Here is a 21857-nt window from a genome sequence, read left to right as displayed (position 1 = left end):
TTTTGTTTGGAAAATAGGCGTTAATACTGATATGATGTATAATTATTGAATTATATATAAATTTAATAAAGGAAAATTTTTAAGGAGGAAACATGAATAAAAATATAGTATTGCTTGCTGTTAGCTGTCTAGTATTTATGAATGTAGCGCCGTCAGTCAATTATGCAGCAAATGTAACTACTCAAGGTTTAGAAGATCCTACTATTGATAATAAAAGTTCTGATCAATTACTTCCACTTGAGCAAGATAGTGCGTTAGCTGAAAGTTCAACCGACACTATTTCAAGTGAATCGACAGTACAAAAGGAATTACCTGAACCTCAAACCAATACATCCGTAGAAAGTATTGAAGGAGCAGAAACTGACAACGATAATCAAAATCAACCAAATTCAACTAAAGATTCGGCACCGATTGACTATTATACCGACAGCCAATCAGAGCAGGCAGAAAAGACCAGTCTTTTTGCTGATACCGTGACTATTCCGGATTTAAATTTGCGAAAGCTGATTAATAAAAAATTGAATCATGTTTCTGACTGGGAAACTTACACGCCTACAAAGCAAGAATTAGCATCAATTAGAGGGATCTTCCGATTAGATTTTGGGACAACAACTCAAACACAATTTACAAGTTTAGAAGGAATTCAATATCTTACTGGGATTTCAGACTTATACGCATATTATGTTACTTTTATGAATTTAGATGATTTAAATTTGATTAGTACGTTGAAGCAATTAACCTATATCTCAATGGGAAATACTAATATTGATAGTATAGCTTTTGCTACATCATTACCTAATTTAACAGGAATGGTTTTGCCTAACAATTATATCAGTGACGTGAGTGCTAGTCTGGACTATTACAATTCGCCTAAAAGAAAGCAATACAATTTCACTAAACAATCGATCACTAAAACAATAACTTTGGAAAATGGACAAACAGTAGTAGATCCTTTAGCGATTATTGGGATCAATGGGAATCCAGTTTCAGTCAATTATCAAAATTCTACTAGTCACTTTAAATTTGAAAATGGTAAATTTATCGGCAACGATCTGATTCCCGGACAAACGTATGCAATAAAGTATAGCTTTGTTGATACTAGTATTAATCATGCAGGACGATTAACTGGAAACGCAACAATCGATGTCCAAATACCCCTGATCCAAGGAGCAGAAGTAACGGTAAAATACGAAGACACGGAAGGCAATGAGCTAGCCCCGGCTGAGATATTTAGTGGGAATCTTGGAGAGACCTACACAAGTGAACAATTAGAAATTCCGGGCTATACGTTTAAAGAAGTCCTTGGAAATGCGAGTGGGGAATTTACGTCAGAAGCTCAAACCGTAATGTATATCTACACAAAAACGCCAGTTAAAGGAGCAGAAGTAACGGTAAAATACGAAGACACGGAAGGCAATGAGCTAGCCCCAGCTGAGATATTTAGTGGGAATCTTGGAGAGACCTACACAAGTGAACAATTAGAAATTCCGGGCTATACGTTTAAAGAAGTCCTTGGAAATGCGAGTGGGGAATTTACGTCAGAAGCTCAAACCGTAATGTATATCTACACAAAAACGCCAGTTAAAGGAGCAGAAGTAACGGTAAAATACGAAGACACGGAAGGCAATGAGCTAGCCCCGGCTGAGATATTTAGTGGGAATCTTGGAGAGACCTACACAAGTGAACAATTAGAAATTCCGGGCTATACGTTTAAAGAAGTCCTTGGAAATGCGAGTGGGGAATTTACGTCAGAAGCTCAAACCGTAATGTATATCTACACAAAAACGCCAGTTAAAGGAGCAGATGTAACGGTAAAATACGAAGACACGGAAGGCAATGAACTAGCTGTTAAAGTATTGAGTGGGAATCTTGGAGACCCATATACAAGTGAGCAGTTAGCTATCGAGGAGTATGTTTTCAAAAATATTAAAGGAAACCCAACTGGAAAATTCACTGCTGAGGCTCAAAAAATAACCTATGTATATACGAAACAAACAGCCAGTGGTAACCATGATAAGCCAGATAATTCTTTAGATAAAAAGCATCAAACTCAAAATAGTCAAGCAAATCCGAATAATTCCAGTAAAACAGGTTCTACCTATCAAAGTACTTTTCCTAAAACAGGAGAAAAACAAGGCTTAGAAAAACGATTATCTATTTTAGGTAGTATCATCATCATTCTATTGACTGGCTTATTCATTTGGAATAAACATTTTCTAAATAATAAATAAAGATAGTGGTGAACGAAGGAACACTATCTTTATTTATATCTGCATAGATACATTGTCTAACTATAGTGAATTAAACAAAATAGCCTTCAAAGGTCACAATGCCCATTTTCTTGACAGATTCTTAAACTTTTCTACATAAAAATAAAAGAAAATCATGTTAAAATAAGCAAAACATAATCTATGCCCATTATTCATGCTAAAGACGTATGAATAAAAGCTACAATCTGTGTTAAAATGGCTTAGAAACTTTATATAAAGAGGGAGCACTATGGACTTTAAAACAATTATGGGAAAAATGAAATCTGGTTTTCTACGCTTTTGGGCTTGGATCAAACCTTACCTCGTCCGTTTTCATCATTGGAGAAAGCGAATTTGGAAAAAATATCAAATCAATAAAATTATTTTGCTTTTGGGAATGGTCGTCGTTTTAGTCACTAGTATCTATCTATTTACATTAGCTAAATCAGCGAATGTCGGTGCTTTGAAAAAAGGGTTGGAAGAATCAACAGTCATCTATGATAAAAATGGAGATGAGGCTGGAAAGCTATTTGGTCAAAAAGGAACATTTGTCACTATCGATCAAATCTCTCCCTATGTGAAAGATGCCCTGATCTCAACGGAAGATCGAAATTTTGAAACGCACCATGGCTATGATATCAAAGGACTTTTACGGGCAGTCGTTGGGAAATTGAGTTTCGGCATGATTGGTGGCGGGGGTGGAGGTAGTACAATTACTCAACAACTTGCCAAAAATGCCTACCTCACCCAAGAACAAACGATGACACGTAAGGCAAGAGAGTTATTCTTAGCGATCGAAATCGAAAAAAAATACGATAAACAGCAAATTTTAGAAATGTATCTGAACAATTCATACTTTGGTAATGGTGTTTGGGGAATCGAAGATGCGTCTCATAAATATTTTGGTATCAGCGCCAGTGAGTTATCGGTCGGTGAAGCAGCTACTTTAGTTGGGATGCTAAAAGGACCAGGAATCTATAATCCACTAGACTATATTGAAAATGCAGTTAATCGCCGCAATACGGTTTTACAATTAATGGTAGATAATGGCAAATTATCTCAAGGAGAAGCCGATGCTCAAGCGGGTGTCGATATGAATACTATATTGAATGACAATTATTCTGATCAAAATTCAGATTACCGATACCCTTATTATTTTGATGCGGTCATCGATGAAGCAGTCAATAAATATGGTTTAAAAGAAGAAGATCTGTTGAATAAAGGGTACAAAATCTATACAGCATTAGATCAAAACTATCAAAAAGCGATGGAACAAACGTACGATAATGATGCCTTATTCCCACCGAATGCAGAAGATGGAGCAATGGTTCAAAGTGGCTCCGTTGCACTTGATCCAAAAACTGGTGGTGTCCAAGGGGTCGTAGGCGGACGTGGGGAGCATGTGTATCGTGGCTTTAACTTTGCGACTCAAACGAAACGTTCACCAGGCTCATCCTTGAAACCAATTTCAGTTTATACACCAGCTTTAGAATCAGGAATGAAACCTAACAGTATTCTAGAAGACAAGCCGCAAGATTATTACCCAGCTGAAAACTACAGCCGGACTAATAGTGGTGAAGTATCGATGTATCAAGCATTAGGTGAAAGTTTAAATTTACCTGCGGTTTGGACGTTGCATAAAATCGGTTTAGATAAAGGATTTGATAAAACAGAAAAATTTGGGATTCCTTTAGCCAAAGAAGATAAATATTATGGTTTAGCTCTTGGTGGTTTGAAAACAGGGGTTTCTCCGTTAACGATGGCGAATGCTTATAGTGCTTTTGCTAATGGCGGTGTTCAACCAGAGGCTCATTTGATCACAAAGATCGTCGATTCTACAGGTGCCGTGATCGAAGATAATACGACCGCTAAAACGAAACAGGTCATTACAAAAGATACAGCAGATCAAATGACAAGTATGCTTTTAGGCGTATTTAGTTCAGGAACTGGGATCAATGCTGATCCAGCAGGGTATGTTATGGCTGGAAAAACTGGAACGACAGAAACCAACTTTGATACAGATAAAACCAATGACCAATGGGTGGTCGGTTATACACCTGATGTAGTGGTCGCAACATGGTTAGGTTTTGAACAGACCAGTGAAAGCCATTATTTGCAAGGCAGCAGTGCGACACATGCTTCTACTGTGTTCAGCAGCCAGACACAAGGGATTTTACCATACACAGCGCAAACTCCATTTACAGTAGCAGATGCGTATGCCACAGGCGGTGTTGTACAGCCAGCAGGTGAAGTGCCAACAAATGAAAACAACGATGCCTGGAAAGATAGCGTCAAAGATATCGGTGGTCAAGTCAAGGAAGGGGCCAAAGATATTGGCGGCAAAATCAAAGAAGGCTGGGACAATGCCAAAAATGGACTGAAAGACTTCTTCGGTGGTTTGACAGGAGAATAATCGGTTTGAAAAGGGATCAAAGAATGGTACAATCAAAGAGAAGAATTTATAGAAACGAGGGAGATTGAATGAGCAATATTTATGATACAGCCAATCAGGTAGAACGCGAAATCCGAGATTTAGAGGAATTTAAAGCGTTGGAACAAGCTTATGATGAAGTAAAAGCGGACGAAGAGTCTTACAAATTATTCAAAGAATTCCAAACGTTCCAACAAGGATTACAAGAAAAACAAATGCGCGGAGAAGAATTTTCAGAAGAAGATGCTGAGAAAGCCCAAGCTTTAGCGACGGAAGTTCAAAAAGCAGAAGTCATCAACCAATTGATGCAAAAAGAACAAGCGTTTAGCTTGATTGTAAATGATTTGAATCGCATCATCATGACACCGATTCGTGATTTATATAACGATTAAGAGATAATTATAAAAGCGTTTAGAGATAGTTGATAAGAAATATCTTCAGCTATCTTTAAACGCTTTTTTTGTAGGCTCATAATATGGCTAAAAAGCGCTCTTATTTCTAGTATGAAAACAAGTGCAATCTCAAAAAATCTTACAATTTTCGCTACTTTAATGATATAGTAATACTAAATGAAAAATGATAGGGGAACAAAAGCATGATTGGTATTTATGATTACACAGTAATACTGACCTATGGAAATGCAGTTTTTTCTATGGTTGGAATGTATTTGGCATTAACTCAACATATTGTGGAAGCTATTTTTTGTTTAGTGTTTTCAGGTATTTGCGATATGTTTGACGGATTTGTCGCGAATACGAAAGAACGTACTAAGAATGAAATGTGCTACGGTATTCAAATAGATTCACTAGCCGATTTGATTAGTTTTGGGGTTTTCCCAACAGTTTTAGGGTATGCCTCTGGTTTGACACAAGGAATTTATTTGCCATTATTTGTATTTTATATTTTAGCAGCATTGATTCGTTTAGCTCACTATAATGTGACTGAAATGGAGAGGAAAGAACAGACAGAAGGGTGTCGTGAATATTACGAAGGTTTGCCGGTAACAAGTAGCGCGGCATTGATTCCGTTGCTATTTTTTATTGCAGGACGAATGCATATCGCTATTACATTGGTTTATCCAGCGGCATTGTTGATTATTGGAGGCTTGTTTATTTCGAAAGTGAAAATCAAAAAGGTTGATCCTAGAAAACTAGCTTTTGGGGCTTTTGTAGGTGCTGTGGTTGCTTTTTTTGTTCGCTAAATTTTTCAAAGGAGTAAATACATGGAGAAGTGCTTTAAAACAAAAGCTATCATTGAAGATGATAGCTGGGTATTAGATTTCCTATATAGAAATTCGATTGGACGTGTTATTTTAAAAGGGTTGATTCAACCTCCGCTTACAAAAATGGCCGGGGTTTATTTAAATAGCACTTTTTCGAAAAGTATGATCAAAAATTTCATTAAAAAAAATAAGCTGCAGATGGACGAATATCGGTTGGAAACGTACCGCTCATTTAATCAGTTTTTTATGCGTGAGATCAGGCCAGAAGCACGGCCTTTACCAGAAGCTGACTATTTATTGGCAGCTCCTTGTGATGGGAAGGTTACTGTTTATCCAATTGATAAACAGTCTCTTTTTCAAGTGAAACATTCTGAATATACTCTTTCTGAGTTACTGGACAGCACTAGCCTGGCTGAGTTGTGGCAAGGTGGAACGGCTGTAATTTTTCGTTTAACTCCGGATGATTATCATCATTACTACTTTGTGGATGAGGGGACGATTCTTGAACAGCGAAAAATAGCAGGTATTTTTCATACCGTCCAGCCGATAGCAACGCATAATGAGCAGGTATTTTCTAGAAATTCCCGAGAAGTAACAATTATTGAAACGACTAATTTTGGGAGAATTGCTCAAATCGAAATTGGTGCTTTAATGGTTGGAAAGATCAAGAATCTGAAATATTCTGGAGCGTGTCAACGATTTGAAAAAAAGGGCTGGTTTGAATTTGGCGGCTCGACCGTGATTTTACTGTTTCAAAAAGATGCGGTTGTAATTGATCCAGAGATCATCAATAATACTGAAAATAATCAAGAAACGATTGTGAAGTTTGGGCAAGCTGTTGGGAAAAAGGTAGGGAAATATTATGAATAAATTATCATTTTTGATTATTGCGTTACTATTTTTTTTAGGAAATTTTTATATTGGTCGTAAATTTCTAATGGTACTGGAACAATGGACCTCATTTAGACACCCGTTAGTTGTCTGGGGTGTGATTGGTTTATTTGCGGTTGCATCCATGCTGACATTGCTTTTATCTGAAACGAATGTTGGTGGAGTTATCGGTAAAATTGGTGGTTACTGGCTGTCGGTTTGGTTTATTTCTTTAGTTGTGTTTGGTTTGACTGATCTAGTTTTAGTAATTGTTAGCAGAATTACTTCTATCTCGCAAAAGGCAAATATGTCTGTTTGGTTGGGTTCGCTGGTATTAGTTTTAGTCTTATTCTGTTATGGTTCATGGCAAGCACAGCAGCTTAAAACAGTGGATTATCAAGTAACGATCGATCATTCAGGAAATTCAGAGAAGCAGCATTTAAAAGTGATCTTAATCAGCGATGTGCATTTAGGTTATATCAATGATGCGAATAAATTAAAAAAGATTATCACCAAAATCAATCAAATGAAGCCGGATATTATTTTGATTTCTGGAGATTTATTTGATGGTAATTTTAAAGCCCTTCAAGAGCCAGAACAGATAAAAGAACAATTCACTCGACTGTCTTCTACCTATGGAACATATATGTGCTGGGGCAATCATGATGCTGGAGCAACCTTTGAACAGATGAAAGAACTTGTTGAGTCATCTAACATAACGCTATTAGAAGATGAACTGACAGTTGTGGGAGAATCTATCATTATTGCAGGCAGAAAAGACAGCCGTCCGATCGGATCTCAAGATGGCCAGCGTAAAACGATTCAGGCGCAGCTTAAACGCTTAGATAGTCATCTACCAAAAATCATTTTAGATCATCAGCCTTCAAATATTGATGAGTACGACTCGGCGAATGAGTTAATTCTGTCAGGTCACACCCATAAAGGGCAGATTTTTCCCTTTAGTTTGGTAACTAAGGCTTATTTTACAGTAGATTATGGTTATTATCGCAAGGATAGAAGTAGCCCGCAAGTGATCGTTTCTTCTGGTGTTGGTACCTGGGGCCCACCAATGCGGATTGGTACCCAAAGTGAAATTGTTCAAATTGATATTACAATAGAATAAAGAAAAAAGAAGAGAGAAAAATGAAACTTTACGGTTCTATTTTTGTCTCTTTGTTTTTGTTTCTGTAAAAAAATAAAAAACGAACAAATTTTCGTATATTTTTACTGACCGATTCTCTATAAAATGATATGATTAACTAAATGAATCAGGACGAGTAGGAGGAGCAAATGAAAGTATTGCACACAGCAGATTTACATCTGGACCGGTCTTTTGAAGGACTGAAAATAATCCCAAAATCAATTACTGAGCGGCTGCAGCAAGCCAATCAAAAAGTACTGACAACAATCGTTGAGATTGCAATCAAAAATCAAGTAGATGCAGTGATTTTCGCAGGCGATACTTTTCATCAAAGCCGCACCTCGATTCGAACGCAAGCTTATTTTATTGATGAAATGAAGCGTTTAGAGCAAGCTGATATTCCTGTCATCATGACATTTGGAAACCATGATTACTATGTTGAACAGAGATATTGGTTTGATTTTCCAGCAAATATGTTTCTTTTTAAAAAGGAGCAAGTGGCAACACATTATTTTATGACAAAAAATCAAGAAAAGGTTGCGGTATCAGGTTTTAGCTATGAACATCCGTGGATCAATGAGAATAAATTATATGAGTTTCCGTTAAAAGATCAGACGGTAGATATTCATCTAGGAATGTATCATGGGGATACATCAAATAATGGGCAGCAAAATTATGCGCCATTCTCCTATAGTCAGATGAAGTCAAAAGGCTATGATTATTGGGCTTTAGGACATATTCATCAGCCAGAGATCGTGAGTGCCGATCCCTTGATCGTATATCCAGGTACACCGCAAGGACATACTAAAAAGGAACGGTCAGTGCAGGGAGCTGCAATCGTTTCTATAGAATCAGGTCATGCAACGGTCCGTTTTGAGCCAACTGCCCAAGTAATGTGGCAATCGGCTAGCTATTCGTTAAAACAGGCTAAAAGTTTACAAGAAGCGTTAGTTATCTTGATGGAAGCTCTTTTGGATGATGTACAAGAACAAAGTCTGTTGACGTTAAAAGAAATTCAACTAACTGAGACGGAACAACTCGATGAAGAATTTCAGAGATCCTATGATAGTGGAGAACTACTTCAGTACTTGCAGGAGCGAGTATTAGCGGAAACCAATCAGTCAGTATTACTCCATCAGATAAATGTAGTAGACTCAGCACAAGCTAAAAAAATAATGATTGCAGCTGATCCTGAATTATTACGCCAATTGGAGCAAAATTATCTACAGCCAGAGATTTTTTCAGATACGCTGCAGGAATTACTTCAGAATCCGTTATTTTCAAGTGTTGTCCAAGTAAATGAACAATGGCGTGAACGTAGCCTCGAACAGGCGGACCAAAGAATCAAGCAAGATTTCGTTATTCAGGGGGATCAAACATGAAACTCATTGCAATAGAACTTGTCGGTTTTGGGAAGTGGCAACAAAAGAAAATCGCTTTTTTACCAAAAAATCAATTGTTGTTCGGAACGAACGAAGTGGGGAAATCGACCATTTATCAATTTATTCAAGCGATGCTGTTTGGCTTTCCGGCCAAAGGCAAACGGAAAAAAGATTACCAACCAAAATCTGGCGGTGCATATGGCGGACGTCTGTGGTTTAGTCATCCGGTGTATGGAGAAGTTCAGATAGAACGTTTTAAAGCACAAAATAAAGGTCAGGCTAAGGTTTATTTTAACGACCAAATAGGCGATGAAGCGACACTGGAAAAAATACTGCATCCATTAACAAAAGAATTATTTCAAGCCGTTTTTACGTTTCAACAAGAACAGCTTAATCAATTAGATAAATTGAATGAAGAAGAATTACAGACATCGTTGCTTTCTTTGGGTTTATCAGGAAGTCAGCAACTATTATTGAGTAGAGAGGCTTACTTTAAGTCTGCTCAGACGGTTTATAAAGGGAAGGGAAGTCAACCACCGCTAAATCAGAAGCTGACAGAGTATCAAAACCTGCAAAAACGAATCAATGAAAAGGAGCAGAAAGAACGTCCTTTTCAGCAACTAGTTACTGAATTAGCTGATACAGAACAGGAAATCAACCAAAAACGACAAGCAGTTCAAGACATCAAAACAACATTGGCGTTGGTGGAAAAGCAAGTTATGAATCTACCTTTATATAATGAACTGCACACGATCGAACAATCAAATTCAAGTATTATCATCAGCCAAGAAGAGCAAGAAAGGCTGCTTTCTGTCTATCAACAGTACCGCTTTTTGAGTGAAGAGTTGCTACGCTTAAATCAAACCATCGCTGCTCAAAGCGAAACGGAAGATCAAACAGAAGACTATCAATTTTATTTAGCAGAAGAAGTACACATTCAGCAGTTGCTGAATCAACGCTATGAGATCGATAAATTACTTGCAGAGGTTGAGTGGATGACCCAATCATTTCAACAAAACCAACAAGAAATGCTGCCGCTAGAAAAACAATGGGGCTGGCAAGTAGCAACAGTACCGCAATTACCTTTTGGAGAACAAGAAGTCGAAAAGATGCATGACGCAATCGTTGAGCGAACAATCAAGCTACAGACAGTTCAAACTGATTTACGTTTATTAGAGGAAGAAATTGCAACGCGAGAAGAGAATTTGAGTACCTTTGAAACAATCAATAAAGAAATGTTCCAAAAAAATAAACGCCAGCAGAAAAAAAGCCTTAACCCGCTCCTTTGTGGAATAGCCGCAATCATTTTTATGATCAGCTTTTTGTTACCAACACCGATTCGCTATGGAGGACTTATTGTTAGCTTAGTAAGTTTGATTATAGGCGTATTACCGCTTTTTTATCAGTCTAAAGATCCCTATGAAAATGAAAAACGACAGTGGCAGGAAAAATTATCACAATTGGATTATTTGAATGACCAACTAATTAAGATTAAGGCTGAGATTAAAAAATTAAATGAAGAAGAGCAAGAAACAGCCCATTTTATTGCTCAAAAGGTCAAAGAAAACCATCTAGGTAAAATGGATAAAGTGGAGTTTTGGCTGAACTATCGTGCAGACATCACTCGCTATTTGATCTTGATTAAAACGAATCAGGAATTAGAGTATCAACTACAAGAGGATCAAAAACGTGTCACAGCAATCTCTGAGCAAACGAAACGCTTTACAACCAAATTACCGATTGCAGGAATGTCATTAGCAGAACGAATGCGCGTAATCAGCGAGTTTGCTGACAAAATGGAGAAAGTCCGCTTTGCACAAGAATATCAAGCAGATGCCTATACACGCCAATCGATTCGGGAACTAAAAGATAAGCAGCAGCAGGTAATCGAGCAAGGACGCACATTGATGCATCATTTTCAAATCAGCTCAATCAATGAAATCCCTGACAAACTGCGCAGCTATCAAACAGCTTCCAGCAATCATAAGAGGAAAAATGAACTGCAACACATGTTAGCTGGGCTATACGATGATAACAGTGAGACGGAACAGTTACCAGCAAAACAGCAAGAATTAGCTAAAACACTTAAAGAACTGGAAGAAGCGATTCACCAATTACAGAAGAAAGAACAAAAATTACTTTATCAACGTCAACAAATGTTATCAGATGGGACTTTAGATGAACTTTACCAGGAGCAAGCGATAGTAAAAACAGAGATTGAAGAATTAGCGTTAAGCTGGTCAGCAGACCAATTAGCAGGTCAGTTGCTCATCGATCTTTTAACAGAGTTATCGGAAAAACAATTGCCTAATCTATTGAAAAAAGCTACAAATTATTTTCAATTGCTAACCGCCCAATCCTATCGAGCAATTCAGCTGCATGAAGGACAGCTGATCGTTGTTCGCAAGGACCAACAGCGGTTCATGTTGCATGAATTATCCACGGGGACAAGAGATCAAGTGATTATGGCGGTTCGTTTTGCTTTTCTCTATTTACAAGAACACAATAGTCTGTGCCCGATTATAGTAGATGACGGCTGGCTACATTACGATAGCCAAAGAAAAAAACAATTAGCGCAACTATTTGCAGTCTTCTCTCAGCAGCAGCAAGTCATTTGTTTTTCTTCGGACCAAGAAATGGTAAGCTATTATAAAGAGCTAAAACAACCGATTATAGAATTAGAAGGAGCCTAAGTATGAAGAAAATCCGTGAGTTAACTGTAGATGAAATGTTTGAATTATTTCTGTTGATCAAAAATGCAGATGTCCGTACGGCCAAAAATGGTAAAAAATTTATTGCCTTCACTTTTCAAGATACATCAGGTACGATCGACGGCAAATATTGGGATGCATCAGAAGAAGAAATCAGCCGTTTCATCGCTGGAAGTGTCATTCTTTTAAATGGAAAAAGAGAAGTCTATCAAGGCAATCCTCAAGTGAAGATCATTCATATGCGGGTTGCACGCCCTGATGAGCCTAGTGAGCCGGCATTATATATGGAGCGAGCGCCGCTAAAACGCGAAGAGATGGTTGAAGAAATCAATCAAACCGTTTTTGAGATTACCAACGCCCATTGGCAACGAATCGTTCGTTACTTGTTAACACAATATCAGAAAGAATTTTTTGATTACCCAGCTGCGAAAAGGAACCATCACGCCTTTGCAAATGGTTTAGCCTATCATACGGTTTCTATGTTGCGCTTAGGTAAAGCGATCTGTAAAGAATACAATGAGTTAAATGCAGCACTACTTTATTCTGGAATCATTTTACATGATTTAGGTAAAGTCAAAGAACTCTCTGGTGCTATGACTACTGAATATACATTATCGGGAAATCTGATTGGTCATTTGGTTCTTGTAGATGAAGAAATTACTAAAGCGTGTATTGCGTTGAAAATCGATGAGAATGATGAAGATGTGATTGTTTTACGTCATATGGTTTTAGCGCATCATGGTTTATTAGAATATGGCTCGCCTGTAAGACCACGAATTATGGAAGCAGAAGTCTTGCATCAAATCGACAATATCGATGCGTCGATCCAGATGATGCTAGGTTCAGTCCGCCAAACAGAACCAGGGCAATATACTGATCGTATCTTTGGCTTAGATAATCGTAGTTTCTATGTACCAAAAGATATTTAAGGGAGTAGAAGAACTAGATGAATCAATCAGTGATAGAGTTATGGACGCAATTTAAAGAAAAACATGGAATCTTGCATGATTATTATGAAGCATGGGCTTTTGGTGATTCACCTGAGATGGCAGATGAATGGTTAGCACACGTTCTTAAAGGTGAAAAAAGAGGAACCTCATCGCTACATCTTTTATATGAACTTGGTTTGGAAGAAGAAACGATGCCAGCAGTTGGACAGTACAGTGTACTTTTAGATGGGAAGCAGCATGCACAGGCTATTATTTGTACAAAAGTGGTAGATGTATTGCCTTATTCTCAACTATCAGAAGTGCATGGTTATCTTGAAGGAGAAGGAGATCGGACCTTAAAGTATTGGCGTCAGGTTCATCAGCCGTACTTTGAACAAGAGCTAAAAGGCTACAAACTGACTTTTTCAGAAGAATTGTTGATCGTCTATGAACTTTTTGTCGTAGTTTTTCAAAGATAATACAACAAAAAAAGAGATGACATTCATCTCTTTTTTTGTTTACTGCTTATTTAGAAGATTCTTCAGTTTTACTTGATGATTCTTCTGTCTTGCTTGAAGAATCTTTCGATTTTTCAGAGTTGCTTGATTTAGATTCTTTTTCTTCTTTTGCAGAAGAATCGCTTGAGTTAGCTGAATCTTTTGTTTGAATTAAGTTAGACATGATACCGCTGAAGGCTTCGTCTTTCATTTTAACATTTGCTTCAGTTAATACATCAGAGATCACTTTGCTTTGGAACTCTTGATCACTTAATTTGTTTGTTTCAGCAATTTTTTTCAACTCTTTTTTGTAAGGAGCCATATCATTGCCTTTTTCTTTATTTTTTACCATTTTAACAATAGTGAATGCTGATTGGTAAGTTGTTGGATCTGTTGTTTGGATCGGTTCAGAAATTTCGCCATCTTTTAATTTGAAAGCAGCTGTTCTGACAGGTTCAGCAACTGTTTCTGATTGAGAGTCGAATTTCACTTTGCCGCCATCTTTTTTAGTTGCTTCATCAGTTGATTTCTCTTTAGCGATTTTTGTGAAGTCGCCGCCGTCATTTAATTGTTTTTTGATTTCTTTGGCTTCATCTTCAGTCGCAACTTGGATGATTTGTGCTTCTACTTCTGGGTGGAATGTTTCCCAAGTAGCTTTTAGATCTTCATCAGTAATTTTAACGTGTGCTTTCATACCCGCTTGGAAAGCTAAGCCTTGTCTAAGTTGTTTTTTCAATGATTTTTCTGTCATACCCGCTTGTTTTAATTGCTCGTCGAAGTTACCACCTTGATCTTTGATGCTTTTCTTCGTTTTATCAAATTCAGCTTGAACATCTTTATCAGAAACATCTTTACCATATTTGTCTTCAAATACTTTGTAAACAATCATTTGTTGAACCGCTTGTTGGCTTGATGGTTGTGACTTCACTTGGTTGTAGAAATCTTCAACAGTGATGCTTCCGCCTTTCAATGTTGCGATGTCTTGTGAACCAGTTGAACATGCAGCTAATGCAAAAATACTAAATACGCCTGCTGCAGCTAAGATTAATTTTTTCTTCATTCTGTTTAGCACTCCTAGGTTTATTTTATTTTTTATTATGTAGAAATTAATTCTCACGGTTACTACTATACCACACTATGTTTCATAAAAGAAATACGTATGCAATAGTTTCAATAAATTTTCGAATTTAGGACACAATTTCCTCTATAAAATGAACAAATTTAAAAAGGGTATTCTAGATAGTCCATTACACGATCGATTTGTTTATTCCAAAAAAGGCAATTATTTAAAGTAAAATGAAAAAAGGACGAAATGCAGTGAAAAACATCCCATCCTTGAAAAGATGTCTAGTCCTCTAATGGCATATCTGGTAATTCAGACTGAATTTTTTCGACTTGTTCTTGGATTTGCTCCACTCTAGGCTCTACTTGAAACATAAAATTTTCAACATCTTGGTTGATGCCATCGATAAAGGGTTCAATGTACATATCGGCCGCCGCTTGTAATGCTTGTGCAGATTCTTTGAATTGATCCAATTTATCCGTAAAGTCTTCTTTTAAGTCAGACCAATCCTCTAATTCATCGACAAATTTTTGACGTGTGGCTTTGCCGCTTCTTGGGGCAAAGAGTAAGCCGCCCACGCCGCCCACAAGTGCGCCAAATAAAATTCCTTTAGAAAATTTTCCCATAATTATTTCACCTGCTTCATGATTTTTTCAGCGATTTCCTGCATTTCAACGGGAGAATACGCTTCTTGATTATTTCCAAAATGAATAGAGAAGTCGTCTGATTTTCCATAGCGTGGGATTAAATGAATATGAGAATGGAAAACAGATTGATAAGCGAGTTCTTTATTATTATTGATAATATTTAACCCTTGCATTTCTGGGAAGGCTTGTTCCAGTGCACGTGCTATTTTAGGGACGCGTGCAAAAATTTCGCCAGCGAGTTCCGGCTCATAGTCAAAAATATCAGTTACATGTTTTTTGGGGATCAGTAAGGTATGGCCTTTCGTCACTTGGGTAATATCTAGAAAAGCATAAACTTGATCATCTTCATAGACTTTATAGCTAGGAATTTCTTGATCGACGATCTTGCAAAAAATACAATCTGTCATGGTGTCCCTTCTTTCTTTTAGCTGTTTCTTTTACTTTACCATACCTTGAATTTTATTTGGGAGAAAAAGTTCATGAAACCTTCAAAAAGTTCGTGGTATAATAGGTTCACGATAAAAATAGTTGGAGGTATCTAAATGAGTTTAGTAATTGAACATTTAACAGGAGGCTATGGCCATATCCCTGTTTTAAAAGATATTAATTTTGAAGTGAAATCTGGTGAAATGGTTGGTTTGATAGGTTTGAATGGTGCGGGGAAAAGTACTACGATCAAAAATGTGATTGGTTTGTTAACACCGCAAAAAGGGAAAATTTCGATTGATGGAGAAACATTGAGACAACAACCGGAAAGCTATCGAAAAAAAATCGGTTATATTCCGGAAACTCCTTCCTTATATGAAGAGTTAACGTTAAGAGAACATATTGAAATTACGGCGATGGCGTATGATATCCCGATTGAAGAAGCTTTTAAACGCGCAGACGCTCTGTTAAAAACATTCCGTTTAGAAAATAAATTAGACTGGTTTCCAGCAAATTTTTCAAAAGGAATGAAACAAAAAGTGATGGTTTTATGTGCCTTTTTGATTGAACCTAGCTTATATATCATCGATGAACCGTTTTTAGGATTGGACCCACTAGCGATTCATGCCTTATTAGAATTAATGGATGAAATGCGAAATCAAGGAGCGGCGATTTTGATGTCGACCCATATTTTAGCAACTGCTGAGCGATATTGTGATCGTTTTGTCGTGTTACATGACGGGGAAGTCCGAGCCGTTGGTTCAATGGAAGAATTGCGTGAAGAATTTAGTTTACCAGGCTCTTCTTTGGATGATATTTATATTGTATTAACAAAAGAAGAAAAGGTGGGGTAGTATGTCTGGATTTTTTGGCATTCGCTTATCACGCCATCTGAAAAAAATGATGAAGTATATGCGATACGTATTTAACGACCATTTCATTTTGGTGTGTGTCTTCTTGCTAGGCGGTTTAGGTTTCTATTACTCCCAAGTGCTAAAGACCTTACCGAGAAATTTTGTCTGGGGTAGACCGATCGTTGTTGTTTTTTGGCTAGTGGTATTACAAATTGGCCGTATTGCGACATTGGCGGCAGAAGCGGATAAAGTGTTTATTTTACCGAAGGAACCTGAAATGAACGCCTATTTAAATCGTGCCTTGCGTTATTCTTTTTGGTTGCCGTTAGTTGCGTTGTTTTTATTAGGTGGTATGTCGATGCCGTTAGTTGTTGTTTCAACAGGCTGGGCATTTTCGACATTTCTCTATTTTATCGTGATGCTGGGGATTTTAAAAAGCAGTCATTTACGCTTGCAGAAATATGAGCTGTATCAGATTTCCGAAAGAGCATATGGTCAATGGTTTGTTTTATGGCTAGTGACCAGCTTGTTAGCGATCGTGCTTAGTTTATATGTTTTGCCGGTAGTGGGCCCACTTGTAGCGCTTGGACAAGCTGTATTCTTCTATTCAATATTAAACAAGAAAGAACAGGCAGTATCATTAGACTGGGAGAATATGATCCGCAAAGAAAAAAATCGGATGCATCGAATTTATCAATTCATTCACTTATTTACCGATGTGCCCGAAATTTCCAGCAGTGTCAAGCGTCGGAAATTCCTTGATCCATTGTTAAGTAAAATCAAGAAAACAAGTCAAAATACGTATTTATATTTATACGCCCGCAGCTTTTTGAGAGGCTCTGAATATAGTGGCTTATTTATTCGCTTGGTATTAGTTGCTGGAGTGATTTTATTTTTCTTAAAAGAATTTTGGATTTCAATGGGTGTCTCCGTGCTGTTTGTTTATTTAATTGGCTTTCAGTTGATTCCGATTTATACACAGTTTGATTATATGGTCATGACACATCTATATCCAGTATCTGATAAACAGAAAAAGCAAGCAGTAAGTACGCTTATCACTGTGTTACTGTTTGTCGCAGCTCTGTTGTTTAGTGTCTTCGTTTTGATCGCTTTGCCTGATTTAAAAGAGAGTTTAATGGTTATCGGTGCACTACTTGTTGAAGTGTTCTTATTTGCTAAGTTTTATGTTCCTTATCGTTTGAAGAAAATGGAGGCTTAATCATGCATATTTTATGGAATGATCAAATTGTTGAACGTGAAGCAGTAACGATCGATATTGAAGATCGTGGCTATCAATACGGTGACGGTCTGTATGAAGTAGTTCGAGTGTATAATGGTCACCTGTATATGGTAGAAGAACATTTAAATCGTTTATGGAGTGGTGCCGAAAAAATTAGAATGCACTTGCCATTTACAAAAGAAGAGTTGACGGTTAATTTAAAAAAATTAGTTGAAATCGAAGGAATCACAGAAGGAAAACTATATTTTCAAGTAACACGCGGCATTGATTCGCCAAGAAATCATGCATTGCCAGATCCGGAAAAAGTCAAAGGGGTCTTAACGGCTAATATTAGGCCCTATGAGCGTCCTGTGGAAAAGATGGAAGCAGGAATCACCGTTGCTGTAGTGCCCGATACACGCTGGTTACATTGCGATATCAAGTCATTAAGCTTAATGAGCAATGTCTTGTCCTTGGATGAAGCGCGCCGGCAAGGATTTGATGATGCCGTACTTGTCCGCGACGACAAAGTAACCGAAGCCTCCGCAGCAAATTTCTGGGTAGTTAAAGATGGCACTGTGTATACTCATCCAGATGGTAATCTAATCTTACCGGGAATTACTAAAAAGAAAATTATCGAGTTAGCAAGAGAACTGGGGATTCCAGTGAAAGAAGAAGCCGTTTATGAAGAAGAATTATTTATGGCAGATGAATGTTTTGTTTCTGGATCACTAACTGAAATCGTACCAGTTGTAAAAATCAATGATCATATCGTGGGAACAGGAAAACCCGGAAAAATTACCGAGAAGTTGTTAAATGCTTATATTGCCAGTGTTGATGCAGTGTGCGGTACACCAGAAAACTAGTTTGAATGTTAAAAGAACAAGAGAGATGCTTGACGTTGAACGCTATGGAAGCTAAAATGGTACTTACTGTAAATAATTAGTAGAAGTTGTTAGGATAGGAGATAATTTCCATGGCATTTCAGTTGGATAAAGAATGGCGCTTGCAGCCAATAAAAGGCGCAACTGGCCAAACTTTCATGGGTATACGTGCGACTGAAAGAGTATTTATTAAAAGAAATACTTCTCCTCTTTTGGCTGCATTGTCTAAAGAAGGAATTGCCCCTAAGCTAGTTTGGACGAAACGAACGGTGACTGGCGATATATTAACAGCGCAAGAATGGTTGGATGGTCAAGTACTCAAAGCCCAAGAAATCGGTCAAAGAAATGACGTTGTGGATGTTCTTTACCATTTACACCATTCACATATGCTGAAAAGCATGCTGGAAAAAATCGGTGGTCAGATCTATTCACCTACAATGATGCTCCAAGCATATGGCGAGAGATTGCCTAAGGAACTTCAAAATAATTCGTATCTTGCCAGAGTGTATCATTATCTGCAAGAGAATATACCAAATTATTCTGTTCATAATTATATGGTCGTTCATGGCGATGTCAACCATCGAAATTGGATCGTCTCAAATAATTATCTGTATTTAGTGGATTGGGATTCAGTTATGATTGCTGATCCAGCGTTAGATCTTGGCATGTTGCTCGGACATTACGTTCCACGAGGAAGCTGGAACAAGTGGCTGTTATCTTATGGCATGCGTCCAAGTGAGGAAGCGTTGACGCGAATCAAATGGTATGCGTTATTTAACTTTTTACAAGAAATTCTCCGACATCATCAATCAGGAGAAAAACGAGCAATGAATGCCGAAATTTTGAAGCTGAAACGAGCTTTTGGGTATTAAAGGGTTGAGCATATGGCGCTCACCGTTTACTTAAATAATAGAGGGCAGCGCAAAACGATACCTGTTTTGTTCTACCCTCTTAAAATTTGTGATCAAAGAAAGGAAACATAAAACATGCGAATGAGAAAAAGACCTGGAGCGGCGGAACTGTTGGCTAGTCATCCTGAATTAGTTGTTGATGAGCCTAAAAAGTGGCAAGGACGTTGGGCTGAACGTTTTGGGAATACTCACCCTATTCATATTGAAATCGGCTCTGGTAAGGGACAATTTGTAGTAGGAATGGCAAAAGCTAATCCAGAAGTTAATTATATTGGGATCGACATGCAATTAAGTGTTCTTTCGATTGCATTAGAAAAAGCGCTAGAAGAAGAACTACCTAACTTACAATTGCTGCATGTCAATGGAGAAGAACTAACGCAATATTTTGCAGAAAACGAAGTGGATCAAATTTATTTGAACTTTTCTGATCCTTGGCCAAAAACACGTCACGAGAAACGTCGTTTAACGTTCAAGACTTTTTTAGCGACAGATGAAAAAATTCTAAAACCGAATGGTGAAATTCATTTTAAAACAGATAATCGTGGGTTGTTTGAGTATTCGTTAAGCAGCTTTTCAAAATATGGGATGATTTTGGAGCAGGTCTGGTTGGATTTACACGCTAGTGACTATGAAGGAAATATCATGACGGAGTATGAAGCAAAGTTTTCTGCTAAAGGACAACCGATTTATCGTGTAGAAGCACGATTTCAAGCAGAATGAGCTAGAATTTAAGTGATAAAAAAATAGACAGAGCTTGGGACGTAAGTCACAAGAACCGTAAAATAGAAGACAGAAAATCGTAAAAAATGATTTTCTGTCTTCTATTTTTTAGATTATTGGGAGAATTCTTCTTATTTTCTAGCTTACTTAGCCTATATTTCCTTAAATTTACTGCCATTAACGCGAATCCAATTTCATTGTGTGTCTGCTGTTTCCCTCGAACAAAGAAACGAGTGAACCCTAAACAAGCCTTCAGATGTCTGAAAGCTTGTTCGACGTCAATTTTTCGTTGGCGATAGAGTTTCCCTGTTTCTTCTTCTGAAAGTAGCTGTTGAATCGTTGCTTTAAAGTATTCCCAGTTCATGTTCTTTTTAATCTCACGATTTTTGTCACTCTTCGCTTTTGTACATTGGCTTCGAAGAGGACAATTTGAGCAGTCTTCACATTTATACCGTTTAAAAGCATACTTATCTGTACGAATAGAATAATTTCGAAAATTCATTTTCCGTCCGTTTGGACAAAGCACCCCCAAAGGAGTGTATTCACTAAAGGATTCACTCGAAAACGATTGAGGGTTCGATAACTAGGTTGATAACTTTGACTAAGCCACATCATGCGAATATTATCTTTCGTCAAGGCTTCAATCTTTCGACCAGAAAACACGGATTGTGTGTAGGCACATAAAATCATCTTCATCATCATTTTTGGATGATAAAAGGCCCCATTTGATGGTGAAAAGGAAGAAAGCGTTCCTCTGGAATACTTTCAACTAATGGATCAATGGTAAATGCACTATCATTTTTTCCTAACTGAAAACTAAAATCTAGAGGAAGAACGACTTGATTTGTGGTATAATTTTTAAACATAAGAACACCTCGCTAGTTTATTGGTTTAGTCACTTTTATTTTAGCAAAGGTGTTCTTATTTTTGTACAAAAAAATAATCCAGATGCCAATCAAGTTGACTGGTATCTGGATTTTTCATTGGGACTTATGTCCCAGTCTCGTTGTTTTAATTGTTGTCTAAATGGCTTTTGTCACAACCTCAGTTCTTAGTAAACAACACCGATTGCTCCTCCACCAATTTTATAAGTTTTCTGGGAGGCGTCAGTTGCATATCCAAAAGCTTCAATGTTGTACCATCCTCTAGGAATCTTATCATAATCAAGAACACCACGTGCTCCATTGACATTATAGGTCTTAGAATAACTGCCTAAAGAAATCCGAATTGATCCAGAAAAATTAACCACTTCTTCTTGATTAAATAAATAAGGTCTCCACTGAATGGTTCTTCCTCTATCGGAAAAGAGGAGACTTATACTACCATAATTATTGATCGGGATATTTGGAATAAGAAGATTGGTTGGTTCAGCTACTTGTGATGCACTAGCGTCTTGTGATGTATCGAGTGTCGTTTCAGCTTCTGCTTGCTGGGTAAAACAAAAAATACTGACCAATCCCAATACAACTAACCACTTTTTGTTCAACATAATGAAAACCACCTTTTTGTTTTATTTTGTAATTTCTTACATTTTTATTGTAACGTATATTTTATGTAATGATCTTATCAGTGGTATAAATGTAATATTGGAAATTGGTAAGTAATGTATTTAAACTAAAATAACTTATAAAGAACCTAGCTGTTTTCCAAAAAATTCTAAATTTTGGATAAGGTTGGGACAAACACCCATGAGGGCTATCG

General features: G+C 37.3%; 19 protein-coding genes and 1 pseudogene. 15 read left to right on the top strand and 5 right to left on the bottom strand.

Going from position 1 to position 21857, the window contains the following annotated elements:
* Positions 1-92: 92 nt before the first annotated feature.
* The 10 genes from RV15_RS00105 to RV15_RS00060 all read left to right on the top strand — a co-directional run bounded on the left by RV15_RS00105 (position 93) and on the right by RV15_RS00060 (position 13414).
* Entirely contained in the window at positions 93-2231 is a 2139-nt protein-coding gene (locus RV15_RS00105; protein WP_071876033.1) for a MucBP domain-containing protein, read from the top strand.
* Between the two features lie 268 nt (positions 2232-2499).
* The gene (locus RV15_RS00100; RefSeq protein ID WP_071876032.1) at positions 2500-4662 is read left to right on the top strand and encodes a PBP1A family penicillin-binding protein; all 2163 of its coding nucleotides are present in this window, start codon (positions 2500-2502) and stop codon (positions 4660-4662) included.
* 68 nt (positions 4663-4730) lie between these two features.
* A complete protein-coding gene (locus RV15_RS00095; protein WP_071876031.1) occupies positions 4731-5072 on the top strand; it encodes a YlbF/YmcA family competence regulator in 342 nt (113 codons plus the stop codon).
* A 203-nt stretch (positions 5073-5275) separates the two neighbouring features.
* Positions 5276-5881: a CDP-alcohol phosphatidyltransferase family protein gene (locus RV15_RS00090; protein ID WP_071876030.1), complete on the top strand. Its 606-nt coding sequence runs from the start codon at positions 5276-5278 to the stop codon at positions 5879-5881.
* 21 nt (positions 5882-5902) lie between these two features.
* Complete coding sequence (locus RV15_RS00085; protein ID WP_071876029.1) at positions 5903-6772, top strand: phosphatidylserine decarboxylase; 870 nt, start codon at positions 5903-5905, stop codon at positions 6770-6772.
* The gene (locus tag RV15_RS00080) at positions 6765-7895 is read left to right on the top strand and encodes a metallophosphoesterase (RefSeq protein ID WP_071876028.1); all 1131 of its coding nucleotides are present in this window, start codon (positions 6765-6767) and stop codon (positions 7893-7895) included. The genes RV15_RS00085 and RV15_RS00080 overlap by 8 nt, the downstream gene beginning before the upstream one ends.
* A 167-nt stretch (positions 7896-8062) precedes the next feature.
* On the top strand, positions 8063-9295 hold the full coding sequence (locus RV15_RS00075) for a metallophosphoesterase family protein (protein ID WP_071876027.1): 1233 nt from the start codon (positions 8063-8065) through the stop codon (positions 9293-9295).
* Positions 9292-11988, top strand: coding sequence for an ATP-binding protein (locus tag RV15_RS00070; RefSeq protein ID WP_071876026.1), 2697 nt, complete (start codon positions 9292-9294; stop codon positions 11986-11988). The genes RV15_RS00075 and RV15_RS00070 overlap by 4 nt, the downstream gene beginning before the upstream one ends.
* Positions 11989-11990: 2 nt before the next feature.
* On the top strand, positions 11991-12935 hold the full coding sequence (locus tag RV15_RS00065; protein WP_071876025.1) for a 3'-5' exoribonuclease YhaM family protein: 945 nt from the start codon (positions 11991-11993) through the stop codon (positions 12933-12935).
* Positions 12936-12952: 17 nt separating this feature from the next.
* Positions 12953-13414, top strand: a complete 462-nt coding sequence (locus RV15_RS00060; RefSeq protein ID WP_071876024.1) for an ASCH domain-containing protein — start codon at positions 12953-12955, stop codon at positions 13412-13414.
* A 46-nt stretch (positions 13415-13460) separates the two neighbouring features.
* On the opposite strand, the gene RV15_RS00055 is transcribed toward RV15_RS00060, so the two are convergent.
* From RV15_RS00055 to RV15_RS00045, 3 genes are all read right to left on the bottom strand, one after another.
* Positions 13461-14492 carry a peptidylprolyl isomerase gene (locus tag RV15_RS00055; protein WP_071876023.1) on the bottom strand — a complete coding sequence of 344 codons (1032 nt, stop codon included), beginning with the start codon at positions 14490-14492 and terminating at the stop codon, positions 13461-13463.
* A gap of 287 nt (positions 14493-14779) precedes the next feature.
* Positions 14780-15121, bottom strand: coding sequence for a YtxH domain-containing protein (locus RV15_RS00050; protein ID WP_083429045.1), 342 nt, complete (start codon positions 15119-15121; stop codon positions 14780-14782).
* 2 nt (positions 15122-15123) lie between these two features.
* Positions 15124-15549 carry an HIT family protein gene (locus RV15_RS00045; RefSeq protein WP_071876021.1) on the bottom strand — a complete coding sequence of 142 codons (426 nt, stop codon included), beginning with the start codon at positions 15547-15549 and terminating at the stop codon, positions 15124-15126.
* Positions 15550-15684: 135 nt separating this feature from the next.
* Here RV15_RS00045 and RV15_RS00040 point away from each other — a divergent pair, with 135 nt between their 5' ends.
* The 5 genes from RV15_RS00040 to trmB all read left to right on the top strand — a co-directional run bounded on the left by RV15_RS00040 (position 15685) and on the right by trmB (position 20156).
* On the top strand, positions 15685-16422 hold the full coding sequence (locus tag RV15_RS00040) for an ABC transporter ATP-binding protein (protein ID WP_071876020.1): 738 nt from the start codon (positions 15685-15687) through the stop codon (positions 16420-16422).
* Position 16423: 1 nt separating this feature from the next.
* Positions 16424-17641 (top strand): ABC transporter permease, encoded by a 1218-nt coding sequence (locus tag RV15_RS00035; RefSeq protein WP_071876019.1) that lies wholly within the window; start codon positions 16424-16426, stop codon positions 17639-17641.
* Between the two features lie 2 nt (positions 17642-17643).
* Positions 17644-18507: a D-amino-acid transaminase gene (gene dat / locus RV15_RS00030; protein WP_071876018.1), complete on the top strand. Its 864-nt coding sequence runs from the start codon at positions 17644-17646 to the stop codon at positions 18505-18507.
* 110 nt (positions 18508-18617) lie between these two features.
* A complete protein-coding gene (locus RV15_RS00025) occupies positions 18618-19397 on the top strand; it encodes a phosphotransferase family protein (RefSeq protein WP_071876017.1) in 780 nt (259 codons plus the stop codon).
* Positions 19398-19511: 114 nt separating this feature from the next.
* Complete coding sequence (gene trmB / locus RV15_RS00020; RefSeq protein ID WP_071876016.1) at positions 19512-20156, top strand: tRNA (guanosine(46)-N7)-methyltransferase TrmB; 645 nt, start codon at positions 19512-19514, stop codon at positions 20154-20156.
* Between the two features lie 46 nt (positions 20157-20202).
* On the opposite strand, the pseudogene RV15_RS18560 reads toward trmB, so the two are convergent.
* Both RV15_RS18560 and RV15_RS00005 read right to left on the bottom strand, forming a co-directional pair.
* Positions 20203-21022 (bottom strand): annotated as a pseudogene (locus tag RV15_RS18560) (transposase).
* Between the two features lie 185 nt (positions 21023-21207).
* Positions 21208-21642, bottom strand: coding sequence for a hypothetical protein (locus RV15_RS00005; RefSeq protein WP_139242944.1), 435 nt, complete (start codon positions 21640-21642; stop codon positions 21208-21210).
* Positions 21643-21857 lie beyond the last annotated feature (215 nt).

The organism is Enterococcus silesiacus (genome assembly GCF_001886225.1).
In the GTDB taxonomy this organism is placed as follows: domain Bacteria; phylum Bacillota; class Bacilli; order Lactobacillales; family Enterococcaceae; genus Enterococcus_L; species Enterococcus_L silesiacus.
Note: the sequence above shows the minus strand (reverse complement) of the source record. Positions and strands in the feature narration are given on the sequence as shown.